General features: G+C 62.8%; 18 protein-coding genes and 1 riboswitch. Of the genes, 9 read left to right on the plus strand and 9 right to left on the minus strand.

Annotated features, from left to right (window positions below):
- The first annotated feature begins 406 nt into the window (after nt 1-406).
- From ABB27_RS06445 to ABB27_RS06465, 6 genes are all read left to right on the plus strand, one after another.
- On the plus strand, nt 407-1,777 hold the full coding sequence (locus ABB27_RS06445) for a T6SS immunity protein Tli4 family protein (RefSeq protein WP_152984461.1): 1,371 nt from the start codon (nt 407-409) through the stop codon (nt 1,775-1,777).
- 195 nt (nt 1,778-1,972) lie between these two features.
- Nucleotides 1,973-3,331, plus strand: coding sequence for a T6SS immunity protein Tli4 family protein (locus ABB27_RS06450; protein ID WP_057627505.1), 1,359 nt, complete (start codon nt 1,973-1,975; stop codon nt 3,329-3,331).
- A gap of 437 nt (nt 3,332-3,768) precedes the next feature.
- Nucleotides 3,769-4,275, plus strand: coding sequence for a DUF3304 domain-containing protein (locus ABB27_RS19275; protein ID WP_083491174.1), 507 nt, complete (start codon nt 3,769-3,771; stop codon nt 4,273-4,275).
- A gap of 561 nt (nt 4,276-4,836) precedes the next feature.
- Nucleotides 4,837-7,734 carry a type VI secretion system Vgr family protein gene (locus ABB27_RS06455; RefSeq protein WP_244479160.1) on the plus strand — a complete coding sequence of 966 codons (2,898 nt, stop codon included), beginning with the start codon at nt 4,837-4,839 and terminating at the stop codon, nt 7,732-7,734.
- A gap of 3 nt (nt 7,735-7,737) precedes the next feature.
- Nucleotides 7,738-9,360 carry an esterase/lipase family protein gene (locus tag ABB27_RS06460; RefSeq protein ID WP_057627507.1) on the plus strand — a complete coding sequence of 541 codons (1,623 nt, stop codon included), beginning with the start codon at nt 7,738-7,740 and terminating at the stop codon, nt 9,358-9,360.
- A gap of 16 nt (nt 9,361-9,376) precedes the next feature.
- Nucleotides 9,377-10,357 (plus strand): T6SS immunity protein Tli4 family protein, encoded by a 981-nt coding sequence (locus ABB27_RS06465; RefSeq protein ID WP_057627509.1) that lies wholly within the window; start codon nt 9,377-9,379, stop codon nt 10,355-10,357.
- Between the two features lie 279 nt (nt 10,358-10,636).
- On the opposite strand, the gene ABB27_RS06470 is transcribed toward ABB27_RS06465, so the two are convergent.
- A complete protein-coding gene (locus ABB27_RS06470) occupies nt 10,637-10,999 on the minus strand; it encodes a VOC family protein (protein ID WP_057627511.1) in 363 nt (120 codons plus the stop codon).
- 141 nt (nt 11,000-11,140) lie between these two features.
- Between ABB27_RS06470 and ABB27_RS06475 the strand changes: the two genes are divergently transcribed.
- Nucleotides 11,141-11,905, plus strand: coding sequence for an SDR family oxidoreductase (locus ABB27_RS06475; protein ID WP_057627512.1), 765 nt, complete (start codon nt 11,141-11,143; stop codon nt 11,903-11,905).
- A 127-nt stretch (nt 11,906-12,032) separates the two neighbouring features.
- Here ABB27_RS06475 and ABB27_RS06480 read toward each other — a convergent pair whose 3' ends face one another.
- The 4 genes from ABB27_RS06480 to ahcY form a co-directional block, all read right to left on the minus strand.
- On the minus strand, nt 12,033-12,488 hold the full coding sequence (locus tag ABB27_RS06480; protein WP_057627515.1) for a GyrI-like domain-containing protein: 456 nt from the start codon (nt 12,486-12,488) through the stop codon (nt 12,033-12,035).
- A gap of 74 nt (nt 12,489-12,562) precedes the next feature.
- Nucleotides 12,563-12,778 carry a DUF4287 domain-containing protein gene (locus ABB27_RS06485; RefSeq protein ID WP_057627517.1) on the minus strand — a complete coding sequence of 72 codons (216 nt, stop codon included), beginning with the start codon at nt 12,776-12,778 and terminating at the stop codon, nt 12,563-12,565.
- Between the two features lie 61 nt (nt 12,779-12,839).
- On the minus strand, nt 12,840-13,640 hold the full coding sequence (locus ABB27_RS06490) for an aminoglycoside adenylyltransferase family protein (protein ID WP_057627519.1): 801 nt from the start codon (nt 13,638-13,640) through the stop codon (nt 12,840-12,842).
- A 230-nt stretch (nt 13,641-13,870) separates the two neighbouring features.
- A complete protein-coding gene (gene ahcY, locus ABB27_RS06495) occupies nt 13,871-15,316 on the minus strand; it encodes an adenosylhomocysteinase (protein ID WP_057627521.1) in 1,446 nt (481 codons plus the stop codon).
- A 32-nt stretch (nt 15,317-15,348) separates the two neighbouring features.
- Nucleotides 15,349-15,467: riboswitch (S-adenosyl-L-homocysteine riboswitch) on the minus strand.
- 116 nt (nt 15,468-15,583) lie between these two features.
- Between ahcY and ABB27_RS06500 the strand changes: the two genes are divergently transcribed.
- Together ABB27_RS06500 and ppc are read left to right on the plus strand one after the other, a co-directional pair.
- Complete coding sequence (locus tag ABB27_RS06500) at nt 15,584-18,082, plus strand: alpha/beta hydrolase family protein (protein WP_057627523.1); 2,499 nt, start codon at nt 15,584-15,586, stop codon at nt 18,080-18,082.
- A 302-nt stretch (nt 18,083-18,384) separates the two neighbouring features.
- Nucleotides 18,385-21,096: a phosphoenolpyruvate carboxylase gene (gene ppc / locus ABB27_RS06505; RefSeq protein ID WP_057627525.1), complete on the plus strand. Its 2,712-nt coding sequence runs from the start codon at nt 18,385-18,387 to the stop codon at nt 21,094-21,096.
- 177 nt (nt 21,097-21,273) lie between these two features.
- On the opposite strand, the gene ABB27_RS06510 is transcribed toward ppc, so the two are convergent.
- The 4 genes from ABB27_RS06510 to ABB27_RS06525 all read right to left on the minus strand — a co-directional run.
- The gene (locus tag ABB27_RS06510; protein WP_057627527.1) at nt 21,274-21,795 is read right to left on the minus strand and encodes an acyl-CoA thioesterase; all 522 of its coding nucleotides are present in this window, start codon (nt 21,793-21,795) and stop codon (nt 21,274-21,276) included.
- A gap of 263 nt (nt 21,796-22,058) precedes the next feature.
- Complete coding sequence (locus ABB27_RS06515; protein ID WP_057627549.1) at nt 22,059-22,961, minus strand: phosphatidate cytidylyltransferase; 903 nt, start codon at nt 22,959-22,961, stop codon at nt 22,059-22,061.
- Between the two features lie 77 nt (nt 22,962-23,038).
- Nucleotides 23,039-23,632, minus strand: coding sequence for a lysophospholipid acyltransferase family protein (locus ABB27_RS06520; RefSeq protein WP_211263679.1), 594 nt, complete (start codon nt 23,630-23,632; stop codon nt 23,039-23,041).
- The coding region (locus tag ABB27_RS06525) for a CDP-alcohol phosphatidyltransferase family protein (protein WP_244479161.1) at nt 23,632-24,362 on the minus strand (731 nt) is incomplete at its 5' end. The genes ABB27_RS06525 and ABB27_RS06520, both read right to left, overlap by 1 nt.

Genomic DNA, 24,362 nt, shown 5'->3' on the forward strand with positions numbered 1-24,362 from the left:
AGCGCTTTGGCCCACATGGCGTTACCCGGAGCCAGATGATGTGCCGATAGGAAGTTCGAGTGGGGAGAATCGCGGAAAGCTGAAATTTCGGATGCCATTTGATCCGTTGTTCTGGCGTGAAGCAAAACGAGCTGACGACGACGGGCATCTGATCTGGGAGATTGGTTATGACGCCAAATCCCGCCCGCAAGGCGTGGCCGGTACTGCACCAGAAAGTGTTCCGGTGGGTGTACGGGGCTTTATCTGCGCTTTGCCCGTAGGCTGGCTGGCTAAAGAAAGCAATAACACCGGTTTTGCGTTGTCGATCCTGGCTAACGTTGAAACCGATCAGGTCCAGCATGATGACGTACAGGTCGCCCGGGTTGAAACCGTGCCGGCGCCAACTCAAGCTTGAGGCATTAACGCGATGAAAGAACACATGGAAACGGGACGGACACTGCTACTTGTTTCGGCATTATTGGTAGGCCCTGTCGCCTGTGATGCATCAACCCCGTCGTCGGTTCCTCACTCCGGGCCTGTGGTTGAAGAGCGCCTGCAGCCGCATATGCCACGGTTGCAGACAACGCGCGATTTCAGGCCGACCTGGACGCCAGGTTCTACCCGCGAGTGTCTGGGACGACTGGTATTCGAGGTGGATGGTCCGATCGAATGGGCGCTGGATCCGCTGCGCAAGGTGGAGGACAACGAGCCGCCGCTGTTCCCGGATGACGTACCTGGTGATCGTCGTGAACGCATGGGCTACGGGGTAATGCGAGTGATGGTCTCGCAGCCAGCCACAGAAGAGGTGATGGAGATGCATCGTGACCGTTATCAGACTGCGGATCGCGGTACCAGCGTCGCGGCGTGGACAAGAGGCGTGCAGAAGCGAGAGGCTATTGTTGAGGAGGCGCGCGCCAGAGGTGATAGCGAATTGACAGTTGGTTGGTACGAGTTACAGGTTGAGGAGGCCAAGAAAAAGCTGGAAACAGCCCGCAACCGACGGATCCACAACTTCGGTTTTCCCGGGGAGCTTGCAACAGAAAGCGGCACCGGCCGATTGGCCGTACGCGCGCTACTGGGTGGCAATGTCATTTCGCTGGTGTCCACTGTGAACTCGGAGGAGGGCAACCCGCTTCGAGAGGAAGCAATGGCCAAGATCCGTCGCGACATCAAGCGCATGCGGCTGCGCGCGCCCGGGGAAGTGCCGGACGAACCCGGTGTCTGTTTCCCTGGTTTGTTCTTCGCCGACGATGGCACCGCCGATTATCACGCGCACGCCTCGTTCCGTTACGTGGACCGCCCCAATGTCGCCTACAGCATCGATACCGGCTATCGACCGGCACCGGGAATGGGCGAAGGCATCGCCAAACAGCCTATCTCCAACTGGAGGCAGGTTCTGGCCTATCCCGGTGTACTGCTGACAATGCCGGCAGATGATGTGCAGCGGCGCGATGTTGTCAAACCGGGCGGAATTCTGGCCGGAGGGCTGAGCTTCGACAAAACCGGTATTGCCATCACCCGCGAGGGCGATACCAAGCGCGATCCCAGTGTGCGCACTTACCAGTTGTATGCAGGCATGCCGGGGATTGAAGGCGTTCAGGCGATGCCCTTCGTTTCGATGACGATGCAAGGTTGGTCGCAACAGACCTATCCCCAGCTGAAGCAGCAACCGCCTCCGCTGGAGGAAAGTGAAAAGCGTTTCGACGCCATCCTGCACAACCTGCACTTGCGACACACCACGCCGGAGATGCCGGATTACGAGCGCCTATTGGGCAAGCAGCCTGCTTCGCCAGAGTAGGCGAGGCAGCAGCTCTGCTCCCTCCCTTTCGCGTAGCGAAGGGGCGGGCTGGGGAGGGATGCTTTTGAGGCTGTGCACGCCTGCAGCAACCCCCTCCCAACCTCCCCCTGCTTCGTAAGGGGAGGGGTCCAGGCGCGGCGTTGCTCGGGCGGCAACAAGGAAGTCACTGGAACATCGTTCCAACCAAGAGAGATCATGAAGATCGTCAAAGCACTATTGATCACCTCCGCAACGCTGCTCGGCCCGGCAGGCTGCGATGCCTCAACGTCGCCGTCGGTGCCTCGCTCCGGGCCGGTGCTTGAAGAGCGTCTACAGCAGCATATGCCGCGTCTGCAGACAACGCGCGACTTCACGCCGACCTGGACGCCAGGTTCTACCCGCGAGTGCTTGGGACGTCTGGTGTTCGAGGTGGATGGTCCGATCGAATGGGCGCTGGATCCGCTGCGCAAGGTGGAGGACAACGAGCCGCCGCTGTTCCCGGATGACGTACCTGGTGATCGTCGTGAACGCATGGGCTATGGGGTAATGCGAGTGATGGTGTCGCAGCCAGCCACAGAAGAGGTGATGGAGATGCATCGTGACCGCTATCAGACCGCGGATCGTGGCGCCAGCGTTGCCGCGTGGACCAGCGCGGTGCGGAGAGATGAGGCTGAGGTAGCAGCAGCTCGCGCTCGAGGTGATAGTCAGTTGGTCGTGGATGCATACGAACGAGTCGTTATGAAATCCAAAGAAGAGCTGAAGATCGCCCGCAACCGACGCATCCACAACTTCGGCTTTCCCGGTGAACTTGCAACAGAAAGCGGCACAGGCCGATTGGCCGTACGCGTCCTATTGGATGGCAATGTCATTTCGCTGGTGTCTTATGTGAACTCGGAGGAGGGGAATCCACTCCGAGAGGAAGCCATGGCCAAGATCCGCCGCGACATCAAACGCATGCGGCTGCGCGCGCCCGGCGAAGTGCCGGACGAACCCGGTGTTTGTTTCCCGGGCCTGTTCTTTGCCGACGATGGCACCACCGATTACCACGCGCACGCCTCGTTCCGTTACGTGGACCGCCCCAATGTCGCCTACAGCATTGACACCGGCTACCGGCCGGCACCGGGGATGGGCGAAGGCATCGCCAAACAGCCAATCTCCAACTGGAGGCAGGTCCTGGCCTATCCCGGTGTGTTGCTGACAATGCCGGCTGATGACGTGCAACGGCGCGACGTTGTCAAGCCGGGCGGAATTCTGGCCGGCGGTTTGAGCTTCGACAAAACCGGTATTGCCATCACCCGCGAGGGCGATACCAAACTCGATCCCAGTGTGCGCACCTATCAACTTTATGCAGGCATGCCGGGGATTGAAGGCGTTCAGGCGATGCCCTTCGTTTCGATGACGATGCAGGGTTGGTCGCAACAGACCTATCCGCAGCTGAAGCAGCAACCGCCGCCGCTGGAGGAAAGTGAAAAGCGTTTCGACGCCATCCTGCACAACCTGCACCTGCGGCACACCACGCCGGAGATGCCGGATTATGAGCGCCTATTGGGCAAGCAGACTGCTTCGCCGGAGTAGGTGGGACGGTAGCTCTGCTCCCTCCCTTTCACTCAGCGAAGGGGAGGGCTGCGGAGGGGGCCTTTTGAGGCTGTGCACGCCTGCAGCAACCCCCTCCCAACCTCCCCCTGCTGCGCAAGGGGAGGGGCCAAAGCGCGGCGTTGCTCAGGCGGCAACAAGGAAGTCACTGGAACATCGTTCCAGCCGAAGGAAATCATGGAAATCATTAAAGCAATGCTGTTCACTAACGCAGCGCTACTCGGGCCAATCGCTTGCGACGCAGCAACGCAGGCGCCCGCGTCCCGCACGACGACGATCCACAGCTCGGCTTTGCCGTACCCGCAGCCTGTTGCGGCTCCAATCGTTTAAGTGGAGGCTCTGTGTTGGGATTAAATTTCAGTCGGCTTTTAAAGCCTCTATTCGAAGCTCAGCCGCACAGGGGACTGATTATTCTCCTCATGGGTATTCTGGGAGCGCTTTCAGCATGCCAGGCAAGTGAGAATGACGCGCACCAGTCCGCGCCTGATGAGATTGGGCTTAGTCTGTCCGGGTTGAACTATACCGATATGCCAATTGGATCAATCTATGTAAATGGATCTTGGGGTGGGGCTGTTCAGTCGTACAATAATGGCAACGGTTCTGCGGGAAGTGTTGCGTTGCCTTATCCTTGGAAGCCCGGGACGAAGGTGACAGTAAAGTGGAGTGATGACGCACTGTACGTGCGCGATAAAAATGCTCTGTATACAGAAGAAGTTGAAGTTCCCCCGTATCCGATGATCCACTCTGGTTATCTGTGGGTGGCATTCTTTCCAGGTCGGAAAGTTAAGGTTTATGCCTCTGGTTATTATCCTGGCCACTTGAATTTTCCCGACGGATTGCGGACCCCTGCGGAAACATGCAAGCGTGATCCAGAGTGCATGGATTGGTATCGAAGCAAGGTGCCGCCGAGGGTGGGTCATTACTAGTCGAAATACAAATTTTTTGCTGGCCAGGTGAAAGCTGGCTAGTCGCTGGTCGAGCGTGACCAGCAGGATGCGAGCAGTCTTTGATATCAAATGCTCACGAGGTGATTGGGGGCATGGACGTCAACGACAGATGCCCGGCGTAACCAATGCTGAAACTGGCTGCTTCGGTTCTGCAGGCGGTGTGGGTATCCCTAGTCGACGTGGCCAGACACAACTGTATTGATCTGATGGATTGTTGGTGGGCGGTACAACGCACCTGCGGGCGTTGTACCAGCTTGGGCCGGTGGTACGACGTGACTTGATGGTTGTCTTAGCCGTTGCGAAAACGTGATGTTGGTCGCTCAAATCGCCAAAGATTCGCTGTCAATACATTTGTGAACAGGCTAAATGCCTCCCTGTTTGCTTGCAGCAAAGCCCAATAATTCCGGCAGATTTCCCGCTGTTCCCCCCAATCCAGCCCCTCCAACCCGTAACGCGGGCTATAGGAAAGTTCTGATAGATTCGGACTGGGGGATCTGATTGCGTCTGCTGAATAGTGGGCGGGAATGGCATTGGGTTGGCATGGATAAGCTGAATAGCCTGATGGCGCAGATTGCTGCGCCGAGTGATGCACAGCGGCAGTACCAGTGGCGATGCTCGGGATTTGAAGGGGGCATGGTTGAACGCTGGTGGGGCCGCGATGGCCTGTCTGCGCATGCGCAGACGGATGTGGATGTCTTGTCCACCGATCAGGGTGCTGTGCTGGATGGGTTGCTGGGCACGCAGGCGACGCTGCTGATGCGCATGGCCGATGGTGGCGAGCAGCAACGCAGCGGCTTGATCGCGCAGGCGCAGCGGATGGGCAGCGATGGTGGGCTGGTGCGTTACCGGCTGTCACTGCGCTCGTGGACCTGGTGGCTGCAGCATGCGCGGCACAGCCGTGTGTTCCAAGACAAGAGCGTGCGCGAGATCGTCGACACGGTGCTTGCCGACTATCCGGACCTGGCCAACTGGCGCTGGGCCGAGGGCTGTGACGAATTCATTGGTACGCGCGTGCGCAGCTACTGCGTGCAGTACCGCGAGAGTGACCTGGACTTCCTGCAGCGGCTATTGGCCGAGGAAGGGCTGGGGTGGCGTTTGTACGCCGAGGAACAGGCGCCCTGCGGCAATGGCATGGAGATCTTTGCCGACAGCCTGGGCCTGCCGCAGGATGCCAGCAGCGCCGCGGCCGGTGTGCGTTTTCATCGCAGTGATGCCACCGAAACCACGGACAGCATCCAGGCACTGGGCCGGCGTCGCGGCTTGGGCAGCACTGGCCTGAGTCTGCTCAGTGATGATTACCGCCAGATGCGCAGCATCAGCGCGCAGCTGCCTTTGGACGGCGGCGGCAGCACCTCCAAGCGTGAAAGCTATGACGCGGTGGGCCCGTATGCATTCAACAACGCCAGCGCTGCGGATTGGTATGCGCGCCTGCAGGCGCAGGCGCATGAGGTGCATGCCCGCAGTTGGCAGGGGCAGGGCACGGTACGGGGTTTCTGCTCCGGCACCTGGCTTGAAGTGCAGCAAGCGCCGTTTGAAAGCGCACCCGAGCTGTTGTTGGTGGAGGTGGAACACGCCGGCATCAACAACCTGCCGACCGATGTACGTCAGGCCATGAATGATGCGCTCGGCGCTGCCTCGATGACGGACGGCGATGCCGGGCTTTGGCAACAGGCGGAGAAAGTTGGCTACGCCAACCGGTTCAAGGCGACCGAACGGTCCTTGCCGTGGCGGCCGGCCTTGGAGGATGGCAACGGCCATCGTTTGAATCCACGGCCCACCGTGCCGGGTTACCAGACGGCGGTGGTTGTCGCCGGGCAGGGCGGCAACAGCCAGGATGTGCATGCAGACAGCCTGGGCCGGGTGCGGGTGCGTTTCCATTTCCAGGACGAGCAGGGCGACACGACGTGGTTGCGGGTGGCCCAGCGCTATGCCGGTCCTGGTGTCGGTGCGCAGTTCCTGCCGCGTATCGGCCAGGAAGTGCTCGTCGGTTTTCTTGATGGCGATATCGACAGGCCCATCGTGTTGGGCGCGCTCTACAACGGCCGTGGCGAAGCGGGCGTTGCGCCCACGCCTGCCGGCGCCAGCGCCGATGCCGACAACAGCGCGTATGCGCAGGCACGCGATGGCACGCCCAGCGCACAAGCCAATTTGAGCGGTGGCCACGCGCCGGCATGGCATGCGGCGGGCGCGGGTGATGATGCGCATCGTAACGCGGGCGCGGTCTGGGGCATCCGCTCACGCGAATGGGAGGGCGGTGAGGGCAGCAATCACCTGTTGTTCGATGACAGCGACCAACAACTGCGCGTGCAGTTGGCCAGCAGCCAGCAGACCTCGCAGTTGAGCCTTGGCCATCTGCGCCATCAAGCGGACAACTTCCTCGGCAGCCTGCGCGGTACCGGTTTCGAACTGCGCAGCGACGCCTGGGGCGCGGTGCGCGCAACGTCGGGTGGCTGGTTCAGTGCCTACGCGCATCGCAGCACCAGCCCGGCCGGTGAAGCCGTGCAGCCAGCGGCCTTGCTCAATCAGCTGCAGGGCTTGAGTACGCGCTTCAACCAAGCGGCGCACACGCATCTGACCAGTGCCTTGGCGATGGAAGAAGGCGCACGCGGCAAGGATCGCTCGGCCATTGTTGGCGATCAGGCGCCGTTGGCGGCGATGCTGGCCAGTGCCAAGACCACGGTGGCGGGTACGGACTATCAAGCGGCAAGCAGCGAGGCCGTGCAACGGCAAGCGTCTGCAGGCGACGGCCGGGTGCCGCATAGCGGTGATCCCTTGCTGGGGTTCGCCGCGCCTGCGGGCATTGCGCAGGTGGCAGGGCAGGCCTTGCACTGGTCGGTCGGCGAAGGCCTGCTGCTGGCCAGCGGTGGCGACAGCGATACCGTTGTGATGGGCGATGCGCGGCTGCACTCGGGCCAGGCCATCGGCATGTTGGCCACCGCCGTGGAAGGCGGCGCTGACGCGGGCAATGCCTTGAGCGTAGTTGCCGGCACCGATGAATTGAACGTGCAGGCACAACACGATGAAGTGCGGCTGCAATCGCGGCAAGCGCTGCGCGCCGCCAGTGCGCAGGGTGTGGTGGAGCTGACGGCGGGCAAGACCGTGCATATCGCTACCACCGGTGGCGCCAGCGTCACCATCGAAGGTGGCAACATCAGCTTCAACTGCCCGGGCAAGATCACCGTGCATGCGAGCAAGAAAAGCTTCCTCGGTGCCACCCACCTGTCCACTGAAATGAACAGTTGGCCCGAGGCGCAGTTCGATGATGTGTACGTGGTGCGGCACCGGGCCACGGGCGAGCCCATGCCCAATACGCGGGTGCAGATAACCCGCGGCGATGGCGGGCGCAGCGAAGTTGTTACCGATGCGCAGGGGCGCCTGCCGCGGCAGCGCGGGCAGGGCATCGACGAGGTGCTCATCAAGATTCTGGGGAAGGTCTAGCGCATGGAAGAGAAACAGGACGTTGTGCTGCCCAGCGGAGACTGGGACGAGGATGGGCGGCCGGTCGCGCGTGCGCGCCTTACCCAGGTCAAGGACAAGCGCGACAAGGTGGTCGAGGCCGATACCGATGCGGTGATTCCGGTCATTTTCCTGCCCGGCATCATGGGCACCAACCTGAAATCCAAGATCACTGGCGATCCGGTGTGGAGGCCACCGAATCTGGATGGGGTGGGCGCAGTGCTTGGCGCGCTCGGGCAGATGGTCGTATTCCTGTTTCGCGGCGCGGCCACACGCCAGCGCTTGTTGAATCCCTTGACCTCGGAAGTGGACGACGGCGGCTCGCTGGATGCCGAAGATATGATTCCCGAGGCGCTGGCGCGTGAGCGCGGCTGGGGCCAGTTGATGCGCTCTGCCTACAACCCGGTCATGGCCGAGATGCACCGCAAGCTCAATGACCTGATGTCGGCCGGCAAACTGCAGCCGTGGTGGGCCGAGGAAGGTGCGCGTGCGCCTGCCGAATACGGTGAGACGGTTGGTGGTAATGCCGCGCTTACGCTGGCGCAGGCCAAGCATGCGGCGCACTACCGTTTCGAGGTGTGGTCCGGCGGCTACAACTGGCTGCAGAGCAATCGCAGTTCCGCGCAGGACATCATCGAGCGCATCGACAAGGTGGTCCTGCCGTATTACGCCACGCGCGGTATCAACGCGCGGAAGGTGTTGCTGGTTACCCATTCCATGGGCGGGCTGGTGTCACGTGCGGTATCGCAGCTGCACAACTACGGCAAGTTGCTGGGCATCTCGCATGGCGTGATGCCGGCGACGGGTGCGGCAGCCACTTACCACCATTGCCGCGCCGGCTATACCGGTGCATCCAGCATCATTCTCGGCCGCAATGCGGGCGAGGTGGTGGCGATTCTGGCCAGATCGCCGGGTGGTCTGGAGCTGTTGCCTAGCGCCGACTACAACGATGGCGCGCCCTGGCTGCAGCTGGGCGATAACGGCCCGAAACTACCGGTGGGTGCCGATCCTTACAACGAGATCTACCTCAACACCAAATGGTATGGCCTGGTTCCTGAGGGCAATACCGAACTGCTCGACCCCAGTGCACCGGCGCCGGCGGCCGCATCGGCGCGCGAGGAGGAGGACGGCCCGGCGCTGTCACCGCGCACCAGCTTCCAGATCAATATCGAAGGGGTGAGTGCCTTCCATAGCGACATCACCCGCAAATACCACACGCCGACCTTCGTGCATTACGGCGAAGATGCCAAGCAACTTGCTTGGGGCTCACTGGCCTGGAGCGGCGGCAGCATGACCGGCGTGGATTCGGTGACGCCGATGTCGGACAACCGCAACGGCAAGATCAAGCTGCAGGGTGCGGTTGGGGTGATCAAGCTGGAAATCGCCGACCCAAGTGACCCCGGTGATGGCACAGTCCCGGCATGTTCAGGTGCTGCACCCAAAGCTCATGTGGCAGGGTGTTTCCGCCAGGGCAGTTTGGGCAGTGGCCAATACGCGTTGAAGGGTAAAAAAGGCTATGACCATCAAGGCAGCTACAACGACGAACGTACACGCTGGGCAACGCTGTATGCCGCCGTGCGGTTTGCGCAGAGCGCGGACTGGGCATGAGCTGCTGGTTGCACTCATGAGCTGGCGACCGCTGCGTGGCGTATTGGCGGTGGCATTACTGACCTTTGCCTCGGGCGGCATTGCCGGCGCGGCACCGATACAACGGGGAACCGAAATGAAGACACTGTGTGTTGGCCGCTTCCTGCTGGATGTGCCTGCCGCTACCGCGATCCAGCCAGGCTATGTGTATGCGCGCAAGAAGGTTGAGACCAGCACCAGCGTATCGGCCGAGGCATTCCGCCAGCGCGTTGCTGCACGGACTGCGGCGCTGAAGGCGGCCCGCCATCGCAGTGGTGAGTCCATGTGGGTGAGTGAAATCCGCTTCGACGACGATGCCGTGCTGCTCACCTCCTGGGTCAGCGACAGCAGCCGCGCCGGTCATCGGCAGGAGATGTACGTGCTGGACCCGGCGCACAGCGTGCAGTACCTGGTCAGTGGCGAAACCGAGGCGGCGAAGTTGCCGGCCGCCATCGAGAATTATCGCGCCCTGCGCCCGCGCATCAGTTACCGCGATCCCAACAGCATTCCCACCGCTGCGGGTTTCTGCATCGATTCGGGTTTCATTGCCGGCAACCGCATCAACAGTGAGGAGATGACCATCGGCCTGCGTCCGCGCGCCTATCCGGGTGCCCGCATGACGCTGATGTCCTATGTCACCGGCAAGCCGGACCAACCGCTGTTGCAGCGCGCCTCCGACCTGCCGCCGGAATACGCAGCTGCTGCAGCGCGGATGCGTAATCTGCGCCGTGGCGAGCGCAATGTCGGGCCTATCCAGGGGCAGGAAATACTGGCCGGTGCCGAAGAGGGCGGGCGCAGGATGTATGCCTTCCTGTGGGAATCACAGGGGCGCGCGGAATCCCTGCAGTTCCCATTCCTGTCGCTGCAGTTGCTGACCGAGGACAAGGCGCAGGCACCGGCATTCCGCGATGATGCAGAAGCGCTTGGGCTATGGGACCAGGTGTTGGGCAGCCTGCGGCTGCGGTCGGGCGCGATCTGAGGGCTTCGTGTTGTGGGAGTGGTGTAAACCACGAAGCTGGTGTTGCTGAGGGTCCAGAATTCCGTGCGATCTGATGGAGCATCAGCTTCGCGGCTGACGCCGCTCCCACAAAAAAGCAAATGTCGGGGTGAGCCGCAATGCCGCTTTTGTAGGAGCGGCGTTAGCCGCGAAGCAGATGGTGCTGAAGCCACGGATATCCTTGCGATCTGACGATGTGTCAGCTTCGCGGCTTACGCCGCTCCTACAACCGCCGGGGGCTGCTGGCTTTGAGGGGAAATCTCAAAGCTCCTGGCCGAACATGATCCTGTGGCCGTCGATCGTGCGTACTCCGAACTCGCGCATGCCCCAGGGCTTGTCGGCCAGCGGCTGGGTGAACTCCGCGCCTGCCGTTCGGTACTCGTCAAACAGGGTGCTGGCGTCCGACACGGTGATATAGCCGTACCAGGAGTGGTCGCCGAGCGTGTGCGGCGGTATTGCGTCGCTGCACTCGCCCAGCATCACCCGGAAGCTGCCGCGTGACATGAAACTCCAGCCGGGCGCGGTGAAGTCGATCTGCAGGCCCAGCACCGAAGCATAGTAGTCGGTGGACTTGGCGAGGTCCTGTACTGCGAGGGTGAAACGCACATCGGTGAAGTCGCTCATGTAGTCTCCTGCGGCGTGAAACCAGCCATCGTGCGTTGATTCCGGTTGCGGCGTTGGTGCAACTACTTAGCTGTCCGAATCTGACGGGCAACGCTGCCGTCGTGGCTGCAGCATGCAGTTCCTTCGTTGATTGGAGCTTACATGAAGCAGTTACAGGGAAAGGTTGTGATCATCACCGGCGCCAGTTCCGGCATTGGCCGTGCTGCAGCATTGTTGTTCGCCGCTGAAGGTGCGGCGCTTGTGTTGGGCGCGCGTCGTGCCGTCGAACTGGATCGGCTTGTTGCGGAGATTGCCAGCAGTGGCGGCAGCGCGGTTTGCCTGCCCGGTGATGTCTGCGAAGAACGCTATGCACGAGCCCTGGTCGAGTTGGCTTTAAGCCGCCATGGCCGACTGGACGTCGCTTTCAACAACGCAGGCACGATGGGGCCATTGGGACCGACGCCGGAGCTGGAGCTGGCTGATTGGCAGCGCACGCTGGACACCAATCTCACCGCGATGTTCCTGGCGGCCAAACACCAGGTGCCAGCGATGCTGCGCGGTGGAGCTGGCAGCCTGATATTCACTTCAACCGTCGTCGGCCACACCGTCGGCTTTGCTGGTGCTGCTGCGTATGCGGCCAGCAAGTCCAGCATCATCGGCCTGACCCAGGCATTGGCATCGGAGTTCGGGCCGCAGGGGCTGCGGGTGAACGCCTTGTTGCCTGGCGGCACCGACACCCCGATGGCACATGAAATGAATGGAACAGCGGAAGCGATGGCACAAGTGGCCCGGTTGCATGCATTGAAGCGGATTGCCGAGCCGCGTGAACTTGCGGCAGCGGCAATGTTCCTGGCCTCGGACCAGTCGTCCTTCATGACCGGCGCGGCGATGCTGGTGGATGGCGGCGTCTCCATTCATCGCGGTTGACCTTGGGGAACATACGAATCGGGCGCCGTGCGGCGTCCGCTTCGCTTTGGTTGACCGGATTGCATGTGGCCGCTGAAACGCACTCTTCCACGACAGGAGATCGCGTGCGAGCTGCCTGCGTTGCCGATCAACGGACCGGGATGTACAGCTCCATCTGCGATGCAGGATCGAACGGGTCGTCAAAGCGCGCGTCGTAGCGCTCAAGGTCAACACCGTGCTCCGCCTGTAGCCCATGGTCAGCCAGGAGGTGGTCGTGGATCACCTGGAAGCTTGTGCTGATCTGCTGTGCCGTGCCGGTAAGGGTGAACACGGCATAGCGTTGCGCGGGAACCTGGAAGCGGGTCATTGCTTCCGGAACGATTGTATCTTCGATCACTTCAAAGCCGGTGATGTAGCGCAGCGTGCCGTCGGCCTGCGGTATGCAGACGCCGTAGCTGACGGCGGGATCGATCTTTCCTGTGACTTCATGCTCGCGCGGGATGAAGCGTTGCCAGAGTTGTGCGTAGCCATCCTCGTCTTCGCGGAAGATGGCTTCCATACCGATGACGGTAAAGCCTGGGCGCTCGAGGACGGTGGGCTGCATGTTGGAGCTTCTTGCCAGGGAGGGGCTTGCGTGTATCGAGAGTTCTGCCGTGTTGGGCGCTTGATGGTTGCCTGTCAGCTGCCGTTCTGCGCGCGTTGATAAGCGACCAACGCATTGGCATGGCCATGGCCGATCTTGTGTTGCTCTTTGAGGAAGGCCACCTGTTCCATGTGCTTCTTGTTCTTGACGGTGTCCAGTAGCTGCAGCCAGTGTTCTATCGGCTTTCCATACGTCTTCTCGATGGACGGGAAGTAGGATGCCGGGCCTTGGGCTTTTTCGCTGCTGGTCATCTGCGTTTCCTGGATGGAGAGAAGCTGGGCAATGATGCGGCAATCGTCGCTTGTTGGCGACTCAGTGGTTGCTCGTCTTCAGGATTTCGGTGATCTGCGCCTTGGCTGCATGAATGAAAGCGGCCAGTGGGATAGCAGGCCAGTGGGGCGTGCTAGCGGTCGGGGCGAGATACGCCTGCCGCGCCTGCCTTACAACGGCGTGATGCTGTTCCGGCAGATGCTGCAGCAGCCAGTCCGCGGCGACATCCTTCGGTGCAATGGTTCCCGTCTGCGCGCTGTACCAGATGCGCGCCAGGGTGAGCACGATGTTCGCTTCTTCGCCGTGCCAGTCCTCTACCGTATTCCACAGCTTCAATGTGTCGGCCAGTGCCTGCTGGAAGTCGCCTGCCGGGATGGGCGGCAGCAGCTCGGTGATGTCCGGGCCGTGCAGGGCGATGCTGTGCTGGCGTGCCTTGGTCAGGAGAATGGCGAGATCGGGGTCCTGCGTGGGTGGCTCCAGAATGCCGGCAAGTATGTCCTGCCGCAGCCATTCGCCGAATTGCAGCTCGCGCCGTGCCGGATGCTGCCAGGGCGTGACTTCACCCCGTGCGATGAGGGTGACTTCCAATGCGCGCAGCGTGGGATGTTGGCCGGGTGGGGCGGAGACAGTGAGCAATTCTGCTTGCAGGTGACGCAAGGTGGCTGGGTCTGGGCGTTGGCTCACGAATACCAGCAGATCGATATCGCTGAGGGGCTTCAGGCCACCGTCGAGCGCGGAGCCGTACAGATGGATGGCAAGCAGCGTGCGGCCCAGCTGCTGCTGGATCAGCGAGCAGGCGAGGGCGAGCTGCGTACTGATGGCATCGGGAACGTGCGTGGTCATGGCGGCGGCAGGCAAGCGTGATGGGCTGATTGTGCCGCAAACAGAACGGGCGCCTCGCGGCGCCCGTTCTTTGCAAGCTTGCCCTTGCTCCAACCCTTTTCCCCGCAGAAGTGGGAGAGCTGTTGTAGTGCCGAGCCATGCTCGGCAAGGGGCTTTACCGGCTAAAAGCTGCCCTCACCCCAACCCCTCTCCCGTGAACGGGAGAGGAGCTTGAGCAAAGGCTTTGCCGATCAATAGCGGTAATGGTCCGGCTTGAACGGGCCGTCGACTGGCACGCCGATGTAATCGGCCTGTTCCTGGCTCAGGGTGGTCAGCTTGACGCCGATCTTTTCCAGATGCAGGCGGGCGACTTCTTCGTCCAGCTTCTTCGGCAGCAGGTACACCTTGTTCTCGTAGCTGTCCTTGTTCGCCCACAGGTCGATCTGTGCGAGCGTCTGGTTGGCGAACGAGTTGGACATCACGAAGCTCGGGTGGCCGGTGGCGCAGCCGAGGTTGACCAGACGGCCTTCGGCCAGCAGGAAGATCGCGTTACCGTTCGGGAAGATGTACTTGTCCACCTGCGGCTTGATGTTGACGTGCTGCACGCCCTTGTAGCCCACCAGCGCATCGACCTGGATCTCATTGTCGAAGTGGCCGATGTTGCAGACGATGGCCTGGTCCTTCATCGCGCTCAGGTGCTCGATGCGGATGATGTCCTTGTTGCCGGTGGTGGTGACGTACAGATCAGCACGGCCCAGGGTGGATTCGATGGTGTTGACCTCGAAACCTTCCATCGCCGCCTGCAGGGCGCAGATCGGGTCGATTTCGGTGACCACCACGCGCGCGCCATAGGCACGCAGCGAAGCCGCGCAGCCCTTGCCCACGTCGCCGTAGCCGCAGACCACGGCAACCTTGCCGGCCAGCATCACGTCCATTGCGCGCTTCAGGCCATCGGCCAGCGATTCGCGGCAGCCGTACAGGTTGTCGAACTTGCTCTTGGTGACCGAGTCGTTGACGTTGATCGCCGGGATCAGCAGGGTGCCGGCCTGGGCCAGCTGGTACAGGCGGTGCACGCCGGTGGTGGTCTCTTCGGAGACGCCCTTCCAATCCTTGACCACGCGGGCCCAGTAACCCGGGCGCTCGGTGGCAACGCGCTTGAGCAGGTTCTTGATGACCTGTTCTTCGTGCGAGGAAGCCGGCTCGTTGACCCAGTTGCTGCCGTTCTCGAGCTCATAGCCCTTGTGGATCAGCAGGGTGACGTCGCCACCGTCGTCGACCACCAGCTCCGGACCGGTCAGGGTGCCGTCGGCCAGGGTGAAGGTCAGCGCGTCCAGGGTGCAGTCCCAGTATTCTTCCAGCGACTCGCCCTTCCAGGCGAACACCGGCGTGCCGGTGGCGGCAATCGCGGCGGCAGCGTGGTCCTGGGTCGAGAAGATGTTGCATGAGGCCCAGCGCACGTCGGCGCCGATGTCCTTCAGGGTTTCGATCAGCACTGCGGTCTGGATGGTCATGTGCAGCGAACCGGTCACGCGCACGCCCTTCAGCGGCAGCTCGGCCTGGTACTTGCGACGGATCGACATCAGGCCCGGCATTTCGTGCTCGGCGATGTCCAGTTCCTTGCGGCCCCAATCGGACAGCGAGATATCGCGGATCTTGTAATCACCTTCCTGCGAGAAGGTATTGGCAACAGCGTTCATTTATAGCTCCGGTGTGGTGCGAGCAGGCTCGCGTTCGCCGGGCGCCGTTGTTGCGTGAAAGCCGTCCGAGCCTGGCCGTTTGGGAAGTCCGTGCAGGAACACGGGCTGTAGTGGACGGGTCCACCCAACGGTCGCAGCGCCCCTCGGAACGGGCCGGTCATTATATCGCGCCGGGATGCCTGTGCTGCTGGCCCAACCAAAGGCAGGGGCCAGCGGCGATGGGGATTGTTAAGTTGGACGATTGTTTCCGTTCAATAGGATTGCGCCATGAACCTGTCTTCCCGCCGCCATCGCCGCGCTTCTGCGGCCCTGGTGCTGTGCGCCGGCCTGCTGCTGGCGGTTCCGCCGGCCATGGCGCTGGCCCCGCCGGTGCAGAAGGGGGCGCAGCAGGGGGAGGGCTACCGCCTGCCGTCGGCCGCGCTGCAGGCCGTGGTGGACGCCCCGCGCGCGCCCAGCCTGTACCTGTCGCCCAAGCGCGACCTGACGGCGCTGCTGCAGACCCCGGCTCTGCCCTCCATCGCCCAGGTGGCGGCCCCGGAGCTGAAGCTGGCCGGGCTGCGCATCAATCCCAAGACTGTCTCCGACAGCCGCTTCTCGTTTGGCAGCAAGCTATGGCTGGCGTCCACCCTTGATGGCAAGGAGCGCCAGATCACCGGCTTGCCGCAGCCCTTGTCGGTGGCGTCGCTGGCCTGGTCGCCGGACCAGAAGTACCTGGCCTTCAACCAGTTGGACCCGGCCACGGGCAGCAACGAGCTGTGGTTGGTGGATGTGCAGACCGGCAATGCACGGCGCATCGCCGAGCGGCTGAACAGCATCGTCGGCAATGGCTACAGCTGGCTGCCGGGCAGCGACGCGCTGCTGGTGCTGCAGCGTCCGGCCGGGCAGGGCGAGCCGCCGCAGGGCGACGGCATTCCCACCGGGCCGGCGGTGCAGCAGACCGAAGCCGGTCAGGGCGTGCGTTCGGTACGTACCTATCAGGATCTGCTGAAGAACGAGGACGACGCGCGCCTGTTCGCGTATTACATGCAGGCACAACCGGTACGGGTGTCGATCAGCGGTGACAGCAAGCCGGTCGGCGCTGCGGGCATTTACCTGGGCCTGTCGGCCTCGCCGGATGGCAGCTACCTGCTGAGCCAGCGCGTGCAGCGGCCGTTCTCCTATGCGGTGCCGGTCAGCCGCTTCCCGCGCCATATCGAGGTGCTGGATGCGCAGGGCAAGCTGGTGCATACGGTGGCACGTCTGCCGCTGGTGGATGGCTTGCCGACCGGCAACGATGCAGTGCCCACCGGCGTGCGTTCGATCAGCTGGCGTGCCGATGCGCCGGCAACCCTGGTATGGGCCGAAGCGCAGGATGGCGGCGACCCGTCGCGCGAGGCCAAGGTGCGCGATGCGGTGCTGATGCAGGCCGCGCCGTTTGAAAAGCCGCCGGTGACGCTGGCGCAGCTGGGCTCGCGTTATGCCGGTGCTACCTGGGCCAACGGCGAGTTGGCGCTGCTGGATGAGTACTGGTGGAAGAACCGCCAGATGAAGCAATGGAAGATCGCGCCGGACCATCTGGACCAGGCCGCGACGCTGCTGGTCCAGCGTTCGGAAGACGACCGCTACAGCGACCCGGGCGAGCCCTTGCTGCAGATGGATGATGGCGGCCGCTCGCGTCTGCAGCTCACCGCCGATGGCAGTGGCTTCTACCGCATTGGTGACGGCGCGTCGGCCGAAGGTGACCGTCCCTTCCTCGATCGCGTTGATCTGGCCAGTGGCAAGAGCGAGCGCCTGTTCCACTCGCAGGCGCCGTATTACGAAATGCCGTTGGGCATCATCGAAGGCGAGGCCGGCCGCATCCTGACGTACCGCGAATCCAACGACGTGCCGGCCAATCTGTTTGCCCGCGGTTTGGCGGCGGATGCGCAGCCGGTTGAACTGACCCACTTTACCCATCCGCTGCCGCAGCTGAAGGGCGTGAAGAAGGAGCAGATCCGCTACAAGCGCAACGATGGTGTTGAACTCACCGCCGACCTGTTGCTGCCACCTGGCTACGACCCCAGGAAGGATGGTCCGCGCCCGCTGCTGATGTGGGCATACCCGGCCGAGTTCAAATCCGCCGCCGATGCCAGCCAGGTCAGCGGCTCGCAGTACCGCTTCAACGCCATTAGCTATTGGGGGCCGCAGGCCTTCCTGGCCAAGGGCTATGTGGTGCTGAACAACCCGACCATGCCGATCATCGGCGAGGGCGACACCGAGCCGAACGACACCTACGTGCAGCAGCTGGTTGCCAGTGCGCAGGCGGCGGTGGATGAAGTGGTGAAGCGCGGTGTTGGCGACCGTGAGCGCATTGCCGTGGGTGGCCATTCCTATGGTGCTTTCATGACCGCGAACCTGCTGGCGCATACGCGTCTGTTCAAGGCGGGTATCGCGCGTTCCGGTGCCTACAACCGCACGCTGACGCCGTTTGGTTTTCAGGCCGAGGAACGCAATTATTGGCAGGCGCAGGACGTGTACCAGAAGATGTCGCCGTTCAATTACGCCGACAAGATCAAGGACCCAATCCTGTTCATCCATGGCGTGGACGACAACAACTCCGGCACCTTCCCGATCCAGAGCGAGCGCATGTTCGCAGCGGTGAAGGGCTTGGGCGGCACCGCGCGGCTGGTGATGCTGCCGAACGAATCGCACGGTTACCGCGCACGCGAATCGATCATGACGATGCTGGCTGAAAGCGAAGATTGGCTTGACCGTTGGTTGGGTGCGGAAGCCGGCAAGAAGCGCTGACGTGTTGCCTGCCCTTGCGCCATCGGCGCAAGGGCAGGTGTAGTGCCGAGCCGTGCTCGGCATTTCGCCTCACCTGTAGTGCCGAGCCATGCTCGGCATGGGGCATTACCGGTAACGCCTCTGCCGAGCATGGCTCGGCACTACAGGTCCGCGAATGACCTATCCAGCATGTATTCCTGTCCAAAAGGACAGCCGCCAGACAACATTCAAATGCAACTGTTTCAGGTTTGGTGCACCGCAAAATTGTGCTGATTTTTGCGGTAGGCTTGACGGGTTTCCGCTCTTCAGGCTCTACGTCTCAGATGAACGAGTACCGCAGCAGCGTTGTCTTCGCCACCCCCGATCTGCCCCTGCGCGACGATGTGCGCCGCCTTGGTGCGCTGGTCGGCGATCTGATTTCCGAACAGGTATCGCCCGGCTTCCTCGATGAGGTGGAAGACGTGCGCACCGCCGCCATTGCCCGCCGCGAAAGCCAGGCGCCATTGGCGCCGCTGAGCACGCAGCTGGCCGGCCGTTCGCCGCGCGATGCCGAAGCATTGGTGCGTGCCTTCAGTACCTATTTCCAGGTGGTCAATATCGCCGAGCGCGTGCACCGCATCCGCCGTCGCCGCGACTATCAGCGTGCCGGCACCAAGCGTCCGCAGCCGGAAGGCCTGCATGACGCCCTGCTTGCGCTCAAGGCGCAGGGCGTGACCCCGGAAGAGCTGGCGCAATGGCTGCCGCAGATCGATATCGAGCCGGTGTTCACCGCGCATCCCACCGAAGCCGTGCGGCGTGCCCTGCTGGAAAAAGAACAGTTGATGGTCGCCGCCCTGGTCGACAACCTCGACGGCCAGCGCACACCCGGTGAACAGGCAGCCGATGCGGCGCGTTTCCGCATGGCGCTGACCGCTTCCTGGCAGACGGCAGACTCCTCGCCGGTGCGCCCCACCGTTGACGACGAGCGCGAGCACGTTGGTTTCTATCTCACCCGCGTGTTGTACCGGGTGATCCCGGTGTTCTACGAATCGCTGGAACAGGCCCTGCGCGACACCTGGGGCCGAACCCTGCCACTGCCGCGGCTGTTGCGTTTCGGCACATGGGTGGGCGGCGACATGGATGGCAATCCCAATGTCGATGCCGGCACCATCACCAACACCTTGAACGCGCAACGCAGCGCCGTACTCGGCCTGTACCTGAAAGACATGGTCGCGCTGGCCAGCCTGCTCAGCCAATCGACCGAACTGGTCGGTGTCAGCGATGCGGTGCAGGCGCGTTTGCAGGAATACCAGCAGCTGCTGCCGCAGGTGAAGTCGCGTCCGCGTCATGCCGACATGCCGTATCGCCTGCTCAACGACCGCATGCGCGCACGTCTGCAGGCCACGCTGGAAGATGCGGTGGGCGCCTATGCATCACCGGAAGAATTCATCCATGACATCCAGCTGATTCTGGACAGCCTTGAGGCCAACAAGGGCAAGCACGCCGGTTGGTTCTCGGTGCGGCGCCTGTTGTGGCGCGTGCGCACCTTCGGCTTCCACCTGGCGCGTCTGGACGTGCGGCAGGAATCCAGCGTGCACTCACGCGCGCTGGCCGAAGTGCTGGGCGGGCAGGAGGCATTCGATGCGCTCGACGATGCCGCGCGCGCGCAGCTGTTGTCGCCGTACGCGGCGGGCAGCGCAGTGCTGGCGCACGGCGAGGACGAGGCCGGGCAGCGCCTGGATAAGGTATTCGCTGCGCTGGCCGATGCACGCCGCCGCCACGGTGCCGATGCGCTGGGCAGCTACATCATTTCGATGGCGCATGATCGTGGCGATGTATTGGCTGTGCTGGCCCTGGCACGACGTGGCGGCCTGCTGGATGCCGACAACGCGGTGCCGCTGGATATCGCACCGCTGTTCGAAACCGTCGACGATCTGCAGCGCGGCACCGCAACGTTGCACGACCTGCTGGCCGACCCGGTCTATCGCGCACATCTGGCCGCACGCGACAACGTGCAGATGGTGATGCTGGGCTATTCGGACAGTGGCAAGGACGGCGGCATCGCCGCCTCGCGTTGGGGCCTGCAACATGCGCAGGTCGAACTGCTGGACGCAGCGGCTGAGTATGGCGTCAAGCTGACTTTCTTCCACGGCCGTGGTGGCTCGATCAGCCGCGGCGGCACCAAGACCACCCATGCGGTCACCGCGTCACCGCGCGGCAGCATCGGTGGCCGCCTGCGCGTTACCGAGCAGGGCGAGGTGATCCACCGCAAGTACGGCATCCGCGCGCTGGCGCTGCGCTCGCTGGAACAGTCAGCAGGTGCGGTGTTACGCGCCAGTTTGCGTCCTCGTGCCACTGAGCCACGTGAGGAACAGTGGAAGCCAGTGATGGCGCTGGTGGCCGAACAGAGTTCGGCGGCCTATCGCGCGTTTGTTGGCGAAGCGCAGTTCATGAACTACTTCCGCCAGGCCACGCCGATCGATGTGATCGAGCGCATGACGCTGGGTTCACGCCCATCGCGGCGGCTGGGCCAGGACGCGGCGCTGACCAATCTCCGCGCGATCCCCTGGGTTTTTGCGTGGAGCCAGGCGCGCGCGGTGATCCCGGGCTGGTTCGGCGTGGGCAGTGGCCTGCAGGCGGCGGCCGATGCCGGGCATGAGCAGACGCTGCGCGAGATGGCGCACGACTGGCCGTTCTTCGAAACCTTCCTCGACGATATGTCGATGGTGCTCAGCAAGGGCGATATCCACATTGCCGAGCAGTTCTCCAAGCTGGCCGGCCCGCTGCACGAACAGTTCTTCCCGTTGATCCGCGAAGAACTGGCGTTGACCGCGCATTGGGTGAAGCGCTTGAGCGGCCAGCAGGAGCTGCTGGAACAGGACCCGCGGTTGGCCCTGTCGATCCGCCTGCGCAACCCCTACATCGACCCGATCAGCATCCTGCAGGTGGATCTGTTGCAGCGTTGGCGTGCAAGTGATCGCCAGGACGAAGGCCTGCTGCGTGCCCTGGTAGCCTGCGTGAACGGCGTATCGCAAGGCGTACAAAACACCGGCTGAGCCAGGTTTTGTAGTGCCGAGCCATGCTCGGCAGAGGCCTCACCAGCAATCCAAACCGTAGTGCCGAGCCATGCTCGGCAGAGGCATTCACTAGTAAAGCCTCTGCCGAGCATGGCTCGGCACTACAGGTGTCCGGATGCCTTGCCAGCCTCGCGGCTTACGCCGCTCCTACAAGATCTACAGCGCAGGCACCGACAGATCCCCCTCCCCCGAGGGATTGCTCTTGAGCAGCTCTAGATGCCGCTGTTCCATTTCCTGGCGCAGCTGCCGGCGGATCTGCGCGGCAGCAAAGCGGCGCTTCTCGTCGCTGTTCGTCGGCACCAGCGGCGGCACTGGCGTCGGCCGACCATCGTCATCCACCGCTACCATGGTGAAGAAGCAGCTGTTGGCATGGCGCACTGCGTTCTTGCGGATGTCTTCGGTCACGACCTTGATGCCGACCTCCATCGAGGAGTTGCCGGTGAAGTTCACCGAGGCCAGAAAAGTGACCAGTTCGCCGACCGCGATTGGCTGGCGGAACGTCACCTGGTCCACCGACAAGGTCACCACGTAGTTGCCGGCGTAGCGGCTGGCACAGGCATAGGCAACCTGGTCGAGCAGGCGCAGGATCGCGCCGCCGTGAACCTTGCCGGAGAAATTGGCCATTTCTGGCGACATCAACACGGTCATCGACAGCTGGTGGGCTTTATGTTCGTTCATGGGGCTTACTGCCACTGCGGGAAGAGCAGGCTACTCCAGCCGGCGTGCAGGCGGTAGGCACACCAGCGCTCCCGTGTAGAGCCGAACCATGCTCGGCTTGGGCCTTGCCGGTAGAGCCTCTGCCGAGCATGGCTCGGCACTACAGGAACCCAGCATTTGTAGAGCCGAGCCATGCTCGGCTGGGGGCTTATCGGTAGAGCTTCTGCCGAGCATGGCTCGGCACTACAGGGATCTGGCGTTTGTAGGGCCGAGCCGTCGTGGGCTTACTGAAAGTTGTAGCGCACCACGTGGAAGAACACCGGCGCAGAGAACACCACCGAGTCCAGACGGTCGAGGATGCCGCCGTGGCCTTCGATCATCTCGCCCCAGTCCTTGGCGCCCAGACTGCGCTTGACCGCCGACAACGCCAGCCCGCCAAGGAACCCGCAGATCACGATCAGCAGCGACAGGTACGCGGACTGCAGCGGCGAGAACGGGGTGATCCAGTACAACGCGGCACCGACGCCGGTTGCTGCCAGACCACCACCGACCAGGCCTTCAACGGTCTTGGACGGGCTGACCAGCGGGGCCAGCAGATGCTTGCCGAACAGCTTGCCGAACACGTACTGCAGCACGTCGCTGAGCTGTACCACCAGCAGCAGGTAGAACAGCAGCATCAGGTTCTGGCCTTCGTAGCCGGGGATGCGCAGCAACATCAGTGCCGGCGCATGGCTGAGGCAGAACACGGTGAGCATCACGCCCCACTGGATCTTGGTATTGCGCTCCAGGAAGTTCTCGGTGTCGCCTGACAACGCCGATATCGCCGGCAAGGCCAGGAAGCCGTATACCGGTATGCACATGACAAACAGGCCATACCAGTCGATGCCTATCAGCCAGTATTGCAGCGGGATGGCGATGTAGAAGCACAGGCACAACGCCAGGTGATCGCCGCGTCGTGTTGGCGTCAGTGAAATGAATTCACGCAGGGCGAAGAAGGACAACAGTCCGAAGAACACCAGCGTGGCGATCTTGCCCAGCAGGAAGCAGAACAGCAGCACGCCGGCCATCACCCACCACGCACGGATGCGCGCGTTGAGGTTGTCCACCACCGAGCCGGGTTTGACCCGGCCAAGAACGAAACCGATCGAGCTGGCGAAGATCAATACGCCAAACACCCCGCCGATCATCCACCAGAAGCTGGGCGGGGCGCGTTCGATGGCCTGCTGCAGAAAGCTACCCAGCGGCAGTTGTTGGAAGACGTTGTTCATGCCAGCTCCACCACGGCGTTGCGGGCGCGTTCCAGGAACTGCGCCTTGTCCTCATCGGGAATACGGGCCAAGGGCGCGCCGAAGCGTGCCGTGCACACCAAGGGCACCGGCACCATGCTGCCCTTGGGCAGCGCGCGCCGTGCGTTGTCCAGGTATACCGGCACCAGCTCCACATGCGGGAAATGCTGGGCCAAGTGGAACAGGCCGGCCTTGAACGGCAACGGCAGCGGCTCCTGGTTGCGGGTGCCTTCCGGGAACAGGATCAGCGAATCACCGGCATTCAATGCGTCATGCAGCGGCTGCAGCGGATCGCCTTCGCACTTGCTGCGGTCGCGCTCTATCAACACTGCATTGAAGCCCTTGTCGGCGATGAGCTTGCGTACTCCCTTGCTCCAGTAGTCGCGCGCGGCGACCGGGCGGGTGTGCTCGCGCAGTGCCGGTGGCAGTGCCGACCACAGCGCCACCGTATCCAGATGGCTGGAGTGGTTGGCGAAGTAGATGCGCTGGGTGTCGTTGGGGCGGCTGCCAACCCAACGTGGGTAGGCACCAATGAAAACCTTGACGGCGGCGACCAGCAGGCTTGAAAGCATCAGGTGCTTGCCTTGAGTTGCGCGGCGATGGCGCGGGTGCGGGTAATGCAGGTCAGCAGCGAGCCGGCAGCGATGATGATGGCCGCGGCGGGCAGGACGTAGGCGGTATTGCCGACCAGCTGTTCGATGATGGCCAGCACACAGGCGGCGGTAAGCACGAACATGCGGTGCTGTTTGGCCATCGGCCCACGGAAGTCCTGGGGCAGGCCGAGGCTGGCACCGGACAGGCGTACGTATGCGGTGAGCGCGGCCAGCAATGCGCCCAACCAACCCAGCCAAGGCATGCTGGCAGCGTAGCCTAGGGCGATGATCAGCAGCGAATCGGCGATGCGGTCGGGGTACTCGTTGTAGAGCGCGCCAGTAGGTGTTTGCTTGCCGCCTTCCATCGCGACCATGCCGTCGAGCAGGTTGCAGATAAGGCGCAGCTGGATGCAGATGGCGCAGGTCAGCAGGCCGAGCAGATTCGGCGTTGCCAGCAGCCCTACCGCAGCGATGGCGGCGAAGAACACGCTGAGTACCGAGATCTGGTTGGGTGTGATGGAAGAACGTGCCAGCGCGGCGCTCAGGCGTTGGGCCCAGCCGGTGGAACGGGCGGCAATTGGTCTACGGTCATTTTTCCCCATGCGCCGATGGTAGTGCATTGGTGGTGAGGGCGGGCAGGGTGGGTGGCAGAAGGTGGTAACAGTGGTCTTGCCGGAGATGCTGCTTGAGCCTTGGCCTTGGCCTTGGC

This window comes from Stenotrophomonas terrae (assembly GCF_001431465.1).
GTDB lineage: Bacteria > Pseudomonadota > Gammaproteobacteria > Xanthomonadales > Xanthomonadaceae > Stenotrophomonas > Stenotrophomonas terrae.

What these genes read in the sequence shown, in the direction of transcription:
- ABB27_RS06445 (WP_152984461.1), top strand. Translation starts at nt 407, where the DNA reads ATGAAAGAACACATGGAAACGGGACGGACACTGCTACTTGTTTCGGCA.
- ABB27_RS06450 (WP_057627505.1), top strand. Translation starts at nt 1,973, where the DNA reads ATGAAGATCGTCAAAGCACTATTGATCACCTCCGCAACGCTGCTCGGC.
- ABB27_RS19275 (WP_083491174.1), top strand. Translation starts at nt 3,769, where the DNA reads ATGGGTATTCTGGGAGCGCTTTCAGCATGCCAGGCAAGTGAGAATGAC.
- ABB27_RS06455 (WP_244479160.1), top strand. Translation starts at nt 4,837, where the DNA reads ATGGATAAGCTGAATAGCCTGATGGCGCAGATTGCTGCGCCGAGTGAT.
- ABB27_RS06460 (WP_057627507.1), top strand. Translation starts at nt 7,738, where the DNA reads ATGGAAGAGAAACAGGACGTTGTGCTGCCCAGCGGAGACTGGGACGAG.
- ABB27_RS06465 (WP_057627509.1), top strand. Translation starts at nt 9,377, where the DNA reads ATGAGCTGGCGACCGCTGCGTGGCGTATTGGCGGTGGCATTACTGACC.
- ABB27_RS06470 (WP_057627511.1), bottom strand. Translation starts at nt 10,999, where the DNA reads ATGAGCGACTTCACCGATGTGCGTTTCACCCTCGCAGTACAGGACCTC.
- ABB27_RS06475 (WP_057627512.1), top strand. Translation starts at nt 11,141, where the DNA reads ATGAAGCAGTTACAGGGAAAGGTTGTGATCATCACCGGCGCCAGTTCC.
- ABB27_RS06480 (WP_057627515.1), bottom strand. Translation starts at nt 12,488, where the DNA reads ATGCAGCCCACCGTCCTCGAGCGCCCAGGCTTTACCGTCATCGGTATG.
- ABB27_RS06485 (WP_057627517.1), bottom strand. Translation starts at nt 12,778, where the DNA reads ATGACCAGCAGCGAAAAAGCCCAAGGCCCGGCATCCTACTTCCCGTCC.
- ABB27_RS06490 (WP_057627519.1), bottom strand. Translation starts at nt 13,640, where the DNA reads ATGACCACGCACGTTCCCGATGCCATCAGTACGCAGCTCGCCCTCGCC.
- ahcY (WP_057627521.1), bottom strand. Translation starts at nt 15,316, where the DNA reads ATGAACGCTGTTGCCAATACCTTCTCGCAGGAAGGTGATTACAAGATC.
- ABB27_RS06500 (WP_057627523.1), top strand. Translation starts at nt 15,584, where the DNA reads ATGAACCTGTCTTCCCGCCGCCATCGCCGCGCTTCTGCGGCCCTGGTG.
- ppc (WP_057627525.1), top strand. Translation starts at nt 18,385, where the DNA reads ATGAACGAGTACCGCAGCAGCGTTGTCTTCGCCACCCCCGATCTGCCC.
- ABB27_RS06510 (WP_057627527.1), bottom strand. Translation starts at nt 21,795, where the DNA reads ATGAACGAACATAAAGCCCACCAGCTGTCGATGACCGTGTTGATGTCG.
- ABB27_RS06515 (WP_057627549.1), bottom strand. Translation starts at nt 22,961, where the DNA reads ATGATCGGCGGGGTGTTTGGCGTATTGATCTTCGCCAGCTCGATCGGT.
- ABB27_RS06520 (WP_211263679.1), bottom strand. Translation starts at nt 23,632, where the DNA reads ATGCTTTCAAGCCTGCTGGTCGCCGCCGTCAAGGTTTTCATTGGTGCC.